12 protein-coding genes and 1 pseudogene are annotated in these 14,456 nt (G+C 38.8%); 6 read left to right on the top strand and 7 right to left on the bottom strand.

Features of this window, described 5'->3' with window-relative positions; genetic code table 11:
* The first annotated feature begins 543 nt into the window (after window positions 1-543).
* The gene (cudC, locus tag C8270_RS19000; RefSeq protein WP_106498340.1) at window positions 544-1,125 is read left to right on the top strand and encodes a choline uptake/conversion transcriptional regulator CudC; all 582 of its coding nucleotides are present in this window, start codon (window positions 544-546) and stop codon (window positions 1,123-1,125) included.
* A 364-nt stretch (window positions 1,126-1,489) separates the two neighbouring features.
* On the opposite strand, the gene C8270_RS18995 is transcribed toward cudC (C8270_RS19000), so the two are convergent.
* On the bottom strand, window positions 1,490-3,070 hold the full coding sequence (locus C8270_RS18995) for an FIMAH domain-containing protein (RefSeq protein ID WP_106498339.1): 1,581 nt from the start codon (window positions 3,068-3,070) through the stop codon (window positions 1,490-1,492).
* Between the two features lie 446 nt (window positions 3,071-3,516).
* Here C8270_RS18995 and C8270_RS18990 point away from each other — a divergent pair, with 446 nt between their 5' ends.
* The 5 genes from C8270_RS18990 to cudC (C8270_RS18970) all read left to right on the top strand — a co-directional run bounded on the left by C8270_RS18990 (window position 3,517) and on the right by cudC (C8270_RS18970) (window position 9,156).
* The gene (locus C8270_RS18990) at window positions 3,517-4,275 is read left to right on the top strand and encodes an HAD family hydrolase (RefSeq protein ID WP_158701789.1); all 759 of its coding nucleotides are present in this window, start codon (window positions 3,517-3,519) and stop codon (window positions 4,273-4,275) included.
* A gap of 12 nt (window positions 4,276-4,287) precedes the next feature.
* Window positions 4,288-5,307 carry an ABC transporter substrate-binding protein gene (locus tag C8270_RS18985; protein ID WP_234028600.1) on the top strand — a complete coding sequence of 340 codons (1,020 nt, stop codon included), beginning with the start codon at window positions 4,288-4,290 and terminating at the stop codon, window positions 5,305-5,307.
* A gap of 76 nt (window positions 5,308-5,383) precedes the next feature.
* Window positions 5,384-7,057 carry an ABC transporter permease gene (locus C8270_RS18980; protein ID WP_106498604.1) on the top strand — a complete coding sequence of 558 codons (1,674 nt, stop codon included), beginning with the start codon at window positions 5,384-5,386 and terminating at the stop codon, window positions 7,055-7,057.
* 205 nt (window positions 7,058-7,262) lie between these two features.
* Window positions 7,263-8,315, top strand: a complete 1,053-nt coding sequence (locus C8270_RS18975) for an ABC transporter ATP-binding protein (RefSeq protein WP_106498337.1) — start codon at window positions 7,263-7,265, stop codon at window positions 8,313-8,315.
* Between the two features lie 322 nt (window positions 8,316-8,637).
* Window positions 8,638-9,156: a choline uptake/conversion transcriptional regulator CudC gene (gene cudC, locus C8270_RS18970; protein ID WP_106498603.1), complete on the top strand. Its 519-nt coding sequence runs from the start codon at window positions 8,638-8,640 to the stop codon at window positions 9,154-9,156.
* A gap of 131 nt (window positions 9,157-9,287) precedes the next feature.
* Here the strand turns inward: cudC (C8270_RS18970) and C8270_RS18965 are convergent, their stop codons facing one another.
* The 6 genes and pseudogenes from C8270_RS18965 to C8270_RS18940 form a co-directional block, all read right to left on the bottom strand.
* Window positions 9,288-9,707: an SMI1/KNR4 family protein gene (locus C8270_RS18965; protein ID WP_106498336.1), complete on the bottom strand. Its 420-nt coding sequence runs from the start codon at window positions 9,705-9,707 to the stop codon at window positions 9,288-9,290.
* 12 nt (window positions 9,708-9,719) lie between these two features.
* Window positions 9,720-10,067 (bottom strand): HNH/ENDO VII family nuclease, encoded by a 348-nt coding sequence (locus C8270_RS20525; protein ID WP_234028663.1) that lies wholly within the window; start codon window positions 10,065-10,067, stop codon window positions 9,720-9,722.
* A 777-nt stretch (window positions 10,068-10,844) separates the two neighbouring features.
* Window positions 10,845-11,417: pseudogene (locus tag C8270_RS20520) on the bottom strand (T7SS effector LXG polymorphic toxin); the annotation flags it as partial.
* A 28-nt stretch (window positions 11,418-11,445) separates the two neighbouring features.
* On the bottom strand, window positions 11,446-11,673 hold the full coding sequence (locus C8270_RS18950) for a DUF5344 family protein (protein ID WP_106498333.1): 228 nt from the start codon (window positions 11,671-11,673) through the stop codon (window positions 11,446-11,448).
* A 540-nt stretch (window positions 11,674-12,213) separates the two neighbouring features.
* Entirely contained in the window at window positions 12,214-13,440 is a 1,227-nt protein-coding gene (locus tag C8270_RS18945) for an amidohydrolase family protein (protein ID WP_106498332.1), read from the bottom strand.
* Between the two features lie 3 nt (window positions 13,441-13,443).
* Window positions 13,444-14,456, bottom strand: a 1,013-nt coding sequence (locus C8270_RS18940) for a hypothetical protein (protein ID WP_158701787.1), incomplete at its 5' end; no start/stop codon positions are given.

Below are 14,456 nucleotides of genomic sequence, written 5' to 3'. Positions count from 1 at the left end.
TTCTGCTAATTGGAAATGATGTTGATAAATATTTTGGGAGTGAGATAAATTGTTACTAACCAAAGCTGCTCTAAGCTTATGAAGCAGATAAGAAAATTGAGGGTTCAATGGAAAAATAATCGTAAATGGATGAAAAACTTTAAATTGAACGATAAGCAACAGAAGAATTAATGATTAATGTCAAAGAAAATGAAGACAATCCTATTAAAGGCGCACAAAAATGGGTGAAAGAACATCGGGATTTAACTGAAGAGTGGATGAAATAAATGTTAGGGAAAGAGATGATTCTTGGTAAGAGAATCGTCTCTTTCCTTTGAATAAGGTAACTTTTTGTTTACAAGAAAACTCTCCGATTGCTGCTACAATGATGAGACGCATTTCAACAGTCTCTCTCTTTGATACTTGTTCGGAATTTTTTATTGGCGTAGTTGCATATCAGTAATATTCATTATAAAATGGAAGAAACATTTAATTAATTATTAATGAACTTAACAGCAAAAGGTATCTAATGCTTTTATTTTCCACAAAAAAAGAGGTGCCACAATGGAAGCGAATCGGAATAATTTTAATTATGAAAAGGATAAAGAAAAACTCGACCAGGCTGAGGGTTTGATGGTTAATACGATTTCAGAAACGATGGATCTGTATGGTGTTACCGCTTCAGTGGGACGTCTGTACGGAATGATGTATTTTAAACATCAGCCAATGACCTTGGATGAAATGAAAGAAGCACTCGGTATGAGTAAACCAAGCATGAGTACATCTGTTAAAAAGCTTCAAGATATCAATATCGTTCAAAGGGTATGGCAGAAGGGATCGAGAAAAGATTCATTTGTAGCTGAAAAGAATTTCTTCAATTATTTTTCTCATTTTTATGGTATGAAATGGGAACGTGAAGTGGAAATGTTTTTGATTAGTATCAAGAAAGCCCAAGAACAACTTAATGAGGTAATAGAAGATAGTGAAACAGATGAAACATTGCGAGAAAGAGCTGAATTGGATTATCAGCAACTCAATGATGCCCTGATATATTATCGCTGGTTGGAAAAGCTTACCAAACTTACTAAATCTGGTGAAATATATAAGTATATACCCCTAGAAGAAGATGTAGATGAAAGGAATTAATAAAGACATTGCTAGGTTACCTGAGTCGCTCCATAGATAACTAGTACATTTGTAAAATATAAGATCCAGGCACTTGCTAAAGGAGGGGAATGTTATATTCGCCAATAACCTTCAATTTATCCTTTTTCCTGGATAAACTCGGAATGGAAACTTATATACAACTCGGTGAATAACAAATAGGAGTCCTGAATAAATTGCAAACACCGCTTTTATTCCCGACATTCGCTTTTCTTTTAATTAGCCGATTCAAAGGGAGCCTTTTATAAGCCAGAAAATGATTAGCTTACCTTATATAATACGAACTCAACCATGAAAAAGAGAGAGATGAACCCTCTTTTTCATGGTTGTATTTGAATTTATTAAACTAATTCCATGTGTTGATTAAATCGTTAGCATTCATCATGAGATAGTTGTACGCTTTAACGGATATTTGATTGTTCTCTTTCCTATGTTCCAATAAAGACTTAACTTTAGTCATGTGTTTAATAGCTTTTTCCGTAGCATTTTTTTGCATAAATTTGTATACTGTATTTAATTGAGCCTTCAGTGATTGAGCAACGCCATGGTTTACAAACTCCCCGTCAGCCTCAAACTGTTTAACTACCTTCTGCATTTCTGGAATGGTTTTTGCTAAAGTTGTCGAAGTTGTAATTAGCTTATTACTTACATTTCCGAATGCATCAATAGCCTGTACATTAATTTGATATGCTGTAGCTGGTTGAAGATTGCTTACAGGAAATTCTAATGAGCTTGGCACCTCTCCTTTATAATATTCTGAAAAGGCTTTGTACTGATTTGCGATTTTCCCAGTCTTTTGATTTGTGGCAGTCACTTGATAAGAATGTGTCAATAAATTATCAAATGCCTGTGGGAAAGATATGTTTAAACTGTTTGTCGTTGTTTGATTTACGACAAGATTTGAATGCTTATCGAAATAAGGGCTTTCCTGGTCACGATCGTCTGTGTATTTAAAGTCTTCTTTACTTTTTACCGGCGTTTCAATAACCCAAGGATCCTGTACCCATCGTTCGCCGGTAAAGTTACGGCGCTTGATGACAACCTCGTTATCATAGACTTTTACAAGAAGGCCGTTACTAACCTCTGTCTCGGGAACTTCGCCTTGAAGATATCCCTTTTCCGTCCATATATAAGATATAGAACCAGAATTGACAGCTGTATAGTCTTCTTGATAGATAGATCTTGGATCACTAACAGGATAATGTGTATGGCCGGCCATTAAAACTATTTGCGGATATTTTTTAAGCGTTTCTCGAAGCAATTTCTGGTTATCATTTTCGATATACCAATCTTCCGTGCCGTATGTTGTATTTTTAATACCATGGTGCAAGAAAACGAAAATTGGTTTATTCGGATCCCTCTGTATTGATTGCTTTAACTGATCTTCTAACCACTGAACCTGCTCTTTTGAATAGAAGTAACCACGTTCTTCACCCATCATTATAAAGTCATAGCCTTTGATATTCTTGTGATAGTAAAGAGATTCCATGCCTGTTTTATCAAAAAAACGTTGTTGAGATTCTTCAGGTGTGAGGCCATTATAATTATACTCATGATTTCCAATACCAATAAGTTGTTCCGCTTGAGGCTGAACCTGTTTATTAAAGATGGACGACCATGTGTCATATTCCGATTCATAGCCATGACTGGTTAAGTCCCCAATAAAAATGAAAGCATCTTGTTTTGGTGCTAGTTGATTCAGTTGATTCATAGCTTCGTCAAATCGCTCTGTATCACCTTCAGCTCGACCAAGTTGTGTATCACTGATTACAGGAAAGACCAAATTTGGTTCTTCCAAAGTGGTATTCGAATCTCCCAAATTATCTTCTGCCTGTGCGTTCCAAGGCAATGCAGTCATCCCGAGTGAGAAAACTAGCATTGCTGCAATAAGCAATTTCATAAAATTCTTCTGAAAAATATTTGACATGTAAATACCTCCTGAATTTTGGTCATTTATTTACTATGATTCGATTCATAGAAGGATTCTTTCCCTTTAAAAATAGATTTGTGCACCTCCTTATTTTACATTCAACCTATTAAGAAAAGATTGAACATTTTTAATTAGTTATACATTTGGTACATTAACATAGTTAAATAATAAGTCAAATTTACTTTTCTACTTGTGTTGCTCTTGCTGTGTCCAATAAAGGGATTTGGGCGTATAAGTCTGGAGGAATTTGAAAATATAGTCCTTGACAACGCATTTAAATCATGTAGTATAATCTTTGTGTACAGACTATTCACTTAAAATTTTACAAAATGAATGTTCAGAACGTTCAATTTTAAGTGAATGAAATGTGAGGACCGTTAGTCTCATCTATTACGATGGGTAGAGAATGTCTTTTTTTATCTTAGTAAAAGGGGGTGGATTTATTGTCCGTAGTAGTTATCAATGATCAACATTACGAGATTGACGGTATCTTATTTGATAAAGATGGGACTTTATTAAACTTTGCGGAATTATGGCTCCATTGGGCCAGAAAATGGATTCATAACGTGATAGAAGGTGTACAGGAAGTCGAAGTTCATGCATCACTAATGGGTGAAACGATTGGGTTGGACCTGGACCAGAACAGATGGGATCCTACTGGGCCACTGGCAATCGGGAGTATGGATGATCTGGATACACTGTTATCATTCTGTTTATACGATAAGGGGACTCCCTGGAATGAAGCGACTGCAATGGTTATACAGAGTCGTGAATCTGTATACGCTTCAACCATCTTGGAGGATTGTTTAAAACCCATAGAGGGTTTGACAACATTTCTGGATCAGTTGTACTCCGCTTCTATTCCACTTGGGGTTGTCACTTCCGATAATACCGAACAGGCCAGGCAACACTTGGATACACTTGGTATTTCCGGATATTTTGGATGTATTATGGGTCATGATACTGTGCATAGGGGCAAACCGTTTCCCGATATGGCTTTAGAAGCCTGTCAACAATTACAAATCAAACCTTATAGAACACTCATATTCGGGGATTCGAACGGTGATATGATGACAGGAAAGAACGCCAATTTGTTGGCAAGCATAGGGATTGTTTCCGATGAAATTCGTACATCCAACCATTTAAAAGAAGCGGATAGTCTGATCAAAAACTATGAAAATATTAAAGTATTACCAAAATGAGGAGGAAATTCAGTGAAAAAGTACTTATCAATTTTACTTATAACAGTGCTCGCTATTTTAGCAACAGCATGTGGAAGCGAAGATAGCAGTGCTAATGGCAATGGTGAAAGTGATGAGCCATTGAAGGTCTATACACATAATAACAGCGACACTATGGATGCACTCGTAGAAAATATTGAGAAAAACACAGACGTGAAGCTTGAAGTACTTCGTCTTTCCAGTGGGGAAGGGTGGAGCCGCATTAAATCAGAAGCACCAGAGTTCGGGGCTGATATGCAAATAGGTATGCTGCAGGGATTTGGTATTAAAGCTGCCGGAGAGGACTACCTCATGCCATATGAAGCAAAAAATTGGGATAATGTACCTGACAAATATAAAGACTCTGACGGTAAATGGTACGGGACTTCATTCTGGTATACCTCGGTTGGATTAAATACAGATATTTTTGAGGATAAGGGATTGGACAAGCCAGAATCATGGAAGGATTTACTAGATCCCCAGTATAAAGGCGAAATTGTGATGCCAGATCCCGGTACTTCAGGAACGGCCTTTTTGTTTGTCTCAACAATCTTGCAAACATTTGGCGAGGAAAAAGGATGGAATTACCTGAAGGAGTTAGATAAGAACGTTGCCCAGTATACAAAATCCGGTACTGCACCAGCACAGATGGTGGCTCAAGGAGAATATGCCATTGGGATCACATGGGACAAAGCGGTTACGGACTTTAAACAAGAAGGATATCCAGTTGAACAATTCCTTCCATCCGAAGGCGTTGGTTACAGCCTAGATGTGAACTGGATCTTTAAAAACACCGATCAACCCGAGAAGGCCAAAAAAGTGATGGACTACTTGGGTTCTGAGAAGTTCATGAAGAAAACAGCTGAGTTTCGTTCGGTTGTCACCAAGCCAGGAATTTCTAGCGGTAAAAATAGTGATGAGCTGCAGGAGCATTTTGTAGATTACGATGCCAAGTGGGCGGCCGAAAACCGAGATAAAGTCATGAAACAATGGCGCGAGGAATTCTCTGAATAATGGATAAGCAGCGGTGAGACCCGTCTCGCCGCTGTTTACTTAAAGCGTTTCAATAAAAGGAGTGTTGACTGTGAACATGACGCTTTCGAGACGGAAGCCCAATTCTTTAATAACAACATGGAAAAAATTCTGGTCTGAACCAGGCTTTGCAATTTTAACATCGGTTCTCGCTCTGGCCATTCTGTTGTTTATCGTTGTACCGGTTCTGGCTGTCTTATTAAGAAGCTTTGGCATCGGTTCAGGAGCCTTAACCATAGAGCATTACAAGGAGTTTTTTTCTTCATCTGCTTATTTGCAATCTCTGCGTAATAGTGTGGCTTCTGCTGTTTTGACAACCATTATTGTTACCACTTTGAGTATTGCTGTTGGCCTTTATGTAACACGTTCAAAAAGTTATTTGGCCCGGTTTTATAGTGGAGTAGCTCTGTTGCCTTTGGTAACTCCGCCTTTTATTTTTTCCTTATCACTCATTATCTTACTGGGCCGAAATGGTTTGATTACACAATTGCTAAATAGCTGGTTTGGCTGGGAATTCAGTATATATGGTTTTTGGGGTGTGGTATTAGCTCAGGTTATTGGTTATTTCCCCATTGGTTATATGCTGGTAGAGGGCACGTTGCGCACGATGAATCCAAGTCTGGAGCATGCCTCAAGAGATCTCGGCTCTAATCAGTGGGGAACACTGCGTAAAGTGACAATTCCTCTTGCTAAGTCCGGGATTATCAAGGCTGCTTTGTTAGTCTTTGTCATGGCACTGGCTGACTTCTCTAATCCGCTGATTATCGGAGGAGGATTGCCATTTTTGGCGTCAGAGACATACTTGGCCGTGGTCGGTCAACATAATATGGAACTTGCTGCCGTAATGGGAGTTTTCCTGATTATCCCCAGTTTGATCATCTTTATATTCCAGACCTACTATTTAAAGGATACAAATCTGGAAACTATCAGTGGTGAATCCGGCGGTTCCAATGCTCCCTTATCAAAGTCAGTGAAAGCTGTGATGGTTGGGATCAGCACATTATTTATCGTTTTTGTTCTCGGTATGTTCGTGATGGTTGTGCTCGGTGCTTTTGTCAAAATCATCGGTATTGATAATACGTTTACTCTCGAGCATTTCAAAGAACAAACCGAATGGGGATCGTTATATACGAGTATTGTTGTTTCCTTTATATCTGCTATATTTGCTGCAGTGATTGGCATGTTACAAGGGTATTTGTTTGCAAGAAAGCCGATTCCCGGTAAACAAGTCATGGAGTTCTTGACGCTATTCGGACTGGCTGTTCCAGGAACAGTGATGGGAATTGGCTATGTGTTGATTTTTAACGGTTCTCCGTTCTTTTTAACAGGAACGGTGACATTGCTTGTGTTAAACATGACCTTTAGGAAAATTGGTGTTGGTATGGAAAACAGTATCAGTAAAATGCACCAGATTGATTCTTCCATGGAAGAGGCCTCCAATGATCTGGGAGCTGGCCCCTACCGCACATTTCTTCGGGTTGTTGCACCGATTTTGAGTCCGTCTTTTGTTGCTGGATTTGTGTATACATTTATGACAGCTATGGTTTCCATCAGTTCTGTAGTGTTTCTTATTGCTCCAGGTACAAATCTAGCTGCTGTTTATATTCTTAATCTGGCTCAACAGGCAAAAATTGGGATGGCTTCTGCGATGTCCTTTGTTTTGATTGTCATCGTTCTTGCTTGTATGGGGCTTTTGAAATTCATAGAAAAACGGACAGGTGTAAAGATTTAGCACTCGCAATTAATTGCTCGCGTTGAATGATAAATTTCATGAAATAAATCCTCTGTTTTCAGAAATTAAACTGGAATTTCATAGGCGTATGCTTCTAAGGCTTGGTACATAACGATTATAGCAGGTCATAAAAAGTACACAATGCCGGGGCGGGTGTTATTTATCCCAAAGCCTTGGTATGAAAAATATAAAGGAGGTTTTGACTGTGCCACAACAAGAAGCTTTTTTAAATTTGAAGCATCTGTATAAATATTTTGGAGATGTGACAGCAGTTGACAATATTTCCGTTCAAATTGACAAAGGGGAACTGATTTCCTTTATCGGGCCGAGCGGTTGTGGTAAAACAACATTGTTACGCACGATTGGCGGTTTCCATAAACAGGACTCCGGGGAAATCATTCTGGACAACCATAGAGTTGATCATTTACCTCCAGAAAAGCGTTCGACGGGAATGGTATTTCAAAATTATGCCCTGTTCCCTCATATGTCAGTCTATCAAAATGTAGAATATGGACTAAAGATAAAAAAGGTGGATAAATCCCAACGCAAGGAGCGCATTCATCAAGCATTGTCGCAAGTACAGCTGGAAGATTACGGTGACCGCAAACCGAGTGAATTGAGCGGTGGACAGCAGCAACGTGTTGCGATTGCACGCTGTCTTGTCTTGCAGCCTAAAGTATTGTTACTGGATGAACCCCTGTCTAACCTTGATGCAAACCTTCGTATGATTATGCGCGAGGAAATTCGCAGATTAAAAGAAGAATTGAATTTAACAGTTATTTTTGTAACGCATGATCAGGAAGAGGCACTTAGTATCTCGGACCGGGTTGTTGTCCTGAATGATGGAGTGATTCAACAAATAGGGCCGCCAGATGAAATTTATAATCATCCTCGGAACCCATTTGTGGCTAATTTCGTTGGACATTCCAATATCTTGGAAGGAACAACTCAAACAGAAGACCAGACGACCTTTTTCAAAACCCCTTACTTTCAGTTTGAGGTGAATAGGGAGGACGAAACTCAAAATAAGAAAAACTGTAAAATAATGATTCGCCCTGAGCGAATTATCATTAATGAAAGCAGTAAACTTCAAGGTCAAATCTCTAAAGTCGTTTATAACGGAAACTTTATACGTTATTTTGTTGATTTGAATGGAACGGAACTTTTGGTCGACCAGTTCAATACTGATCAAAAGAATCGCTATCATAGGGGAGACCGCATAGGCCTAGAACTTCCTATAAATTCACATTATCTCTAAAGATTCAGTTAAATAGTCATTTAAAAATAGGGGGACCCTGCTGAGGTGTACAGGTTATCTACATTTACTGGCTTGATTGAATAATCATACAGCCCCTCCGAAGTGGAATAATGAAAAGGTTTAAATAATTAACGATAGCTTGACACATTTATTTCACGTTTAGTAAACTGCAATCAAATATTAAAACCATTGTGTACTTATTGAATAAATTGGACATGGTGTTTTGATAATAATAAATTTCCCGGGCGTCACAACGGAGGAAGGGAGGTTGTTATAATTGGATTACTCACAGAATAGTAATGAGAATAAGCAGGAAAACCAAATGAAAGTTGCACAGGCTGAAAATATGATAATTAATACCATTTCAGAAACAATGGATTTATATGGTGTTACACCATCAGTGGGAAGATTATACGCCATTATGTACTTTAAACACCACCCCATTACGCTGGATCAAATGAAGGAAGAGCTCGGAATGAGCAAGGCGAGCATGAGTACATCCGTAAGAAAGCTACAGGAAATCAATATTGTGCAAAAAATATGGCAAAAAGGTTCAAAACGTGATTTTTTTAAAGCTGAAAAAAATTTCTTCAATTATTTCTCTCAATTTTTCGGTATGAAATGGGAACGCGAAGTGGAAATGTTTTTGGTTAGTATCAGGAAGTCCCAGGAACAACTTAATGAAGTGATAGAAAATAGTGAAACAGATGAAGCATTGCGAGAAAGAGCCAGGCAGGATTATCAACAACTCGATGATGCCTTGGTATATTATAATTGGCTGGGTAAACTTACCAAACTCATTAAGTCCGGGGAGATATATAAGTATATCCCAGTTGATTGAGGTGCAATTGAAAGTGCAATTGAAAGGGTCAGTCCCCCACTGTGCTAAAGTGTTAGCGTAATTGGGGACTGACCCTTTATCTCTGAACTTCCTAATACTAGATTCATTAAAATCCATACTATAACTTCATTTTAATCCATATTATCAATAGCCTCTTGAAAGGAGTCTTTCAAATATTCATCAAAAGTTAAATATCTTTTTAATTCTTGTTTGCTTATATCATCCCACCGTACTACAGAGTCGTCCATTGTGTTTAGGCAATAAACAAATTCGTCTACATCCTCTATAACTAAATAATTTTTTGGCAATCCTAAACCTCTATACTGCTTTGTACTCTCAACCACAGAAGCATAGTCCATTCCTTCTATTCCTAGAACATCAACGCCGCAAATGCCACCAGCCCCAAACCTTTTTATGAATTCTTTATACCCTTCAGGAAAATCAACTCCCAATTCTTGCTCAGTCCTATCTATATTTTCATTAGTAAAGCGCCCTGTAAAGTCTCCTTTTTCGATATGTTTATTTATCATTTCCAAAAGTTCATTATTCATCACTTAATCACCTCATTTTAGATTATTTGAACGCCACTTCCGGTACTTTTTTCTAAAGTTATTGAATTGCTTATCTAATATCCCATTATTTCTAAAACTATCACCAACTTTAATTAAACCATGCAGTATTTTTTTATATTCATCATGTGTAGTGGCTACTATTTCTACCACATTGCCAGATTCTTTTTGAATTAAGTGATGAAGTTCAATTTGCACCTCTTTACCATTTTTATCTATTACATATGGTGAACGACCTTTTGCGGTAAGTTCATTTTTAGAAAGCCCTTTAGCCCTTGGATGTTTTGGTTTATAATCCCAATCTATATCATTTTTTTGATAGACCCGTCTTGAAATATCCATACTTTTTCCATTAACCTTAACAGTGCCTTCTAACTCAACAGCTTTATAATTATCACCTAACCAGTCAGGTTTTATTTCTTTTCCAGCAAATTTTGACGATTTACCCTTCCCAGCATCAGTTGAGTTAATCTCCGCCTTCAAAATCAACTGATCCTTCAAATAATTCCCATCCACTATATTATAAGGTACCCTGTTTTCTCCAGCTAGCTGATACTGCGGTGCATAAGGGAAAAGCTTTAAAAAGTCTACATTTTTTACAGTGTTGTTAACCGCTGTTGCAGCTTTTTTTACACCAGCTTTGGTTGTTGCTACACCGGTCTTTGTTACTGTTCCCGCTCCTTTTGTACCGAACACTGTTGTGGCAACGGTACCCAGTGCATACGTGATCCAGTGCGAACGGCTTTCGGCATCACCATTTATCATATCACGCTCGTATGACTCCGCTATTGCATTTCCTAAGTATTTGCCAGTATCTATGGGATGGATCACCATATTCACCATAGACTCAGCGGTATCCACTGGATGCATGACAGTATTTCCTATACCAACAACCGTATCCTTTCTTACATCATAAGCACCAATCATAGCACCTTTCCCCGTGCTAACTGCCCCTTTTCCAAACTTCACGGCGCCTTCTTTTACCTCGGTCCATAAACTGGTTTCTTCCTTCTCCTCGACGACAGGATATATCTCATTTAAAATGGCAGGAAGGGCAGACAGCTTTAATGCTGTTAACGTGTTAAAGGATGTGATGGAGTAATCTGAGGCAAAGCTACGTGACATCTCATTTATGTATTGATTTAATAGCTCCAGATCTTCTACCACTTTACCTAACGATTTTGTCTGTTCTTGATCTAGATCATACAGCTGTTCAAGATCATTTTTCACTTTGCTTTTTCCTTTTTGCACCATGGATCCGAATTCTTCCATGTCAAGCTGGGGCAAAGAGACAAGATCAGAAACACTGACCATTATCCTATTTGCTTCGTCAACTAATCTTTCCGTTACCCGTTTTGCTTTGTCCAATCCATGTTGAACATCGATATCCAGAAACTCTTCTTGAATGAATCCTTTTTCATTCGGTTCATAGGATTGCACAGCTTGTTGCACCTTTTCCAATGCTTGCCTGTAATGAGTTAACTACTGGTACAAAAAGATCAAAAAGGGACCATGAATGCTTTCATAAAAGGATCGAATTGATTCGCCTGTCTTACCTTTTAAATAGCTCTCTAAATCAATAATAGCCTGAATACCTTTTTGCGTTTCTGTTACTTTACTTTGAACATGGTTGATTTCCTGCAGTGTTGCATCGATTCCTTCATGCAAACTTGAGGAATCTAAGGTCTTCATTCCATCCATCCATCCTTTCTTTTATTTGCTATTCACTGAACTGCATGTAGTTTGCCAGTAACAAGTCTGTTTCTATTAGCGACTCAACAGAACCTTCCGTTGTTTTTATATGTTTAAGTAGCAGTAACTGATACGACACAATCAGTGATGAATAAGATTGATTCAATTGATTTATCTCGTCCAGCAGATCCAGTTGATTCTCTCCTTCTATCTTATTCGGAAAAGAAGATTCAAAGTTTTGAGCTGCCCCTTCCAATGTAGAGATAGCCTATCTTATTGGATTCTGTTCAATTTTTATTTCAGTTAACATGTATAATCCCTTCCTTTTCGTTTAATTCATGACAACGACCATTTGATGCCTTATTTTCACTATCAATAATTTCTACCCTTTTTTCAATGCAACAAAATACCTATACAATTAAGTGAAAATAACGGAAAAGTGATGTTAGCATGCAAAAGGATTAACAAAACTTCCAGTAGGGGTAAGAACCTGTGTGCAACGGGGTCAGACCCTCCTTTACGGATCCATCTAATGGTTAAAGAACAAAGCGGAACCGGTATAATTCCTATATTTGTCACCGCAATTCCCTGGCTATTGTTTTTGTTTTCAAATAGTATTCAAGACTTTTTGTTTCGTAACAACAATCTAATTTGGATAGGTTTTGAGCGTGGTTGGGAACTGACCCTTTATCTAGAAATTAAACACACAGACGAGGCGGATAAAATGAATAAAAGGAGACACAGCAATGCAGTCATTTGTTATCAAAAACAAACGACTGCACAACCTTTTAAATGCTTAATCACTCATCCTATCAACAACCAAATCTCCCCGAAAATAAACCCGCTTAACTTCATCCACGTCCACAACTTCCAGCCCTGGAACACCATCAGTCACTAAAAAGTTAGCATCCATGCCTGGTTCCAGCTTTCCAAACTGATCACCTTTTCCCAAAATCGCAGCCGGGTTCGCTGTCAACATGGCAAGCACCTCGTTTTCATCAAGTCCATTCTCATGTAAAAGTTTCATCCCTGGTTGGGCGATTTTCATGAATGCATCTGGTCCTTGTAATGTCTGATCTGTAAAAGGGAGCCAGTCAACATTTGGATATGGTGGCAAATATGCATCGGTTGCAATAGAGACTTCGATGTTTTGTTTCACTAGTTTGAAGATGTTTTCGGGTGAATTTGGTTCGAGATGGGTTCCGCCCATTGGTGTGGCGACTATTTTTGTACCTTGATGTTTTGCCCGGTTAATCTGCTCATCTGTAATTCCGTGTGCATGATGCAGGACATCTATTCCGGCGTCCAATGTCATTTCGATTCCTTCTTCACCGGCAACATGGACCCCGATTTGTTTACCGTGTAGATGGTAAATCGCCACAATACGTTTTAATTCATCAAGTGTATAGATGATTTCCCCAGCCCGTGGAACTTCATCTGCTGTGAAATTTGCTGGGGTTGCGTTAATAAATAAATTTTCACCTGGGTAGTCGTTTTGCTTAGCAATCTCGTTGACTAGTTGGGAATCAGATAGGTCTGTATGGCGAACGGCTCTTGATTTCGTTACGGATGTGAAATGGGCCAATTCTTTAAAACCGATTGATATGCTTGTAGCGGCGAATGAAATATCCAGTGGAACGTCTTTGACAACATTGCGATAATCATCAATCGCAAAGTTACAGGCTGGATGGCCGCATATTTGCTCACCGAGTGCGGTTATTCCTGATGTTAAAGCGTGAAGAAGAATGGCTCTTCCTGCTTGGAAATGTGTTTTTTCCGTTATTGGATATAAGGATGATGGAGCAAATTCAAGTAGATGGGTATGGCAATCTACTAAAGATGGTGTAACGACATAGTCTGAAAAGTCTTTTATGGGAAGGTTGGGGAATTGTTTTTGCAGTGTGCTTATATCCCCGACATCCGCAATTTTTCCATCTTTTATAACCATTCCACCATCGTAAATCGTACCAAGTTCACTTACGGTTACTAATTTTCCAGCATGAATCAAATACGTGTTAATCATTTATCACACCACCAAGAAAGGAGTTAAGAAATAGCCAAGAATACACGCGGTTGCAATCCGGATAACCATTCCAACCAATGCTGCCGTAATGACTTCACGTTCACGTAAATCGGTTGATTCCGCCCAAATGGCAGGGATTTGGCCGAGAATAACATAGATTGGTAGACCAGAGTTTGCTAGTACGAACGAGCCAACAATTAAACGCGGATCAAAGGTACTCGTTAAATCAGCCAGTTGCGCAACGGCTAGTGTCGGGGCGACCAAGAAGGAGACAATCCCCGTATCAGGTTCGATGCTAGACATGGTTAATAGTGAGGCCATGCTTGCTTCAATCGGATCCCATATTCCGGTGAATTTTAAAATACCGATCAAGATAAACACAACCGTCACAGCCGGGATAATGACTAACAAGAGTAATTGTGTTCCTTCTTTTGCCGATGAAAAAATCGTGTTTAAAAAGGTTGATTTCGGTGTAAAGCGTGGCAGTTCAGTAAGCGTCACCTTTTTTGTATCGCGATAAATCGTTTTTGATAAGATAAAAGGCACAATGACTAATGGTGCAAATATCGCTAGCAGGATGAGTGGAAAAGCGTTGATCCCAAAAACGGATAAAGCAATCAGCCCTAGCACAAATGTTGCAAAAGACTGTGGTGATTGGATCATCGTTGCTACAGCAATTTTTTGTTCTGATTTTGTTGCCTTTGCTTTCACAAGAATAGGCCCGGCAATTTTTCCAGCAGCATTGATGTCACCGAGAATATTATAGGCACTTGGAATAATGACGGACGGATTGATTTTAAACAAGCGCATAATGGGCACAAAGATCCGGATTAAGCCGTCTGTAAACCCAAGCCGTTCCAACATTCGCCCAATAATAACACTGACAATGACAGCAATCCCCACTTCACTCGTTAAGAAAGTATCGACAACAACTGGCTTTACCTCTTTGATAATGGTATCGAATAGTTGTGAAAGTGAGTCTGGAGCAAAGAATAGCAGGGCAAGTGAAATGACAA

The organism is Lentibacillus sp. Marseille-P4043 (assembly GCF_900258515.1).
Taxonomy (GTDB): Bacteria; Bacillota; Bacilli; order Bacillales; family Amphibacillaceae; genus Lentibacillus_C.
Note: the sequence above shows the minus strand (reverse complement) of the source record. Positions and strands in the feature narration are given on the sequence as shown.

Bases quoted from the DNA above. Each gene is read 5' to 3' on its own strand.
- C8270_RS20525 (WP_234028663.1), bottom strand. From the start codon at position 10,067: ATGGATATTTCAAGACGGGTCTATCAAAAAAATGATATAGATTGGGAT.
- C8270_RS18965 (WP_106498336.1), bottom strand. From the start codon at position 9,707: ATGAATAATGAACTTTTGGAAATGATAAATAAACATATCGAAAAAGGA.
- C8270_RS18945 (WP_106498332.1), bottom strand. From the start codon at position 13,440: ATGATTAACACGTATTTGATTCATGCTGGAAAATTAGTAACCGTAAGT.
- cudC (WP_106498340.1), top strand. From the start codon at position 544: ATGGAAGCGAATCGGAATAATTTTAATTATGAAAAGGATAAAGAAAAA.
- C8270_RS18995 (WP_106498339.1), bottom strand. From the start codon at position 3,070: ATGTCAAATATTTTTCAGAAGAATTTTATGAAATTGCTTATTGCAGCA.
- C8270_RS18980 (WP_106498604.1), top strand. From the start codon at position 5,384: ATGACGCTTTCGAGACGGAAGCCCAATTCTTTAATAACAACATGGAAA.
- cudC (WP_106498603.1), top strand. From the start codon at position 8,638: ATGAAAGTTGCACAGGCTGAAAATATGATAATTAATACCATTTCAGAA.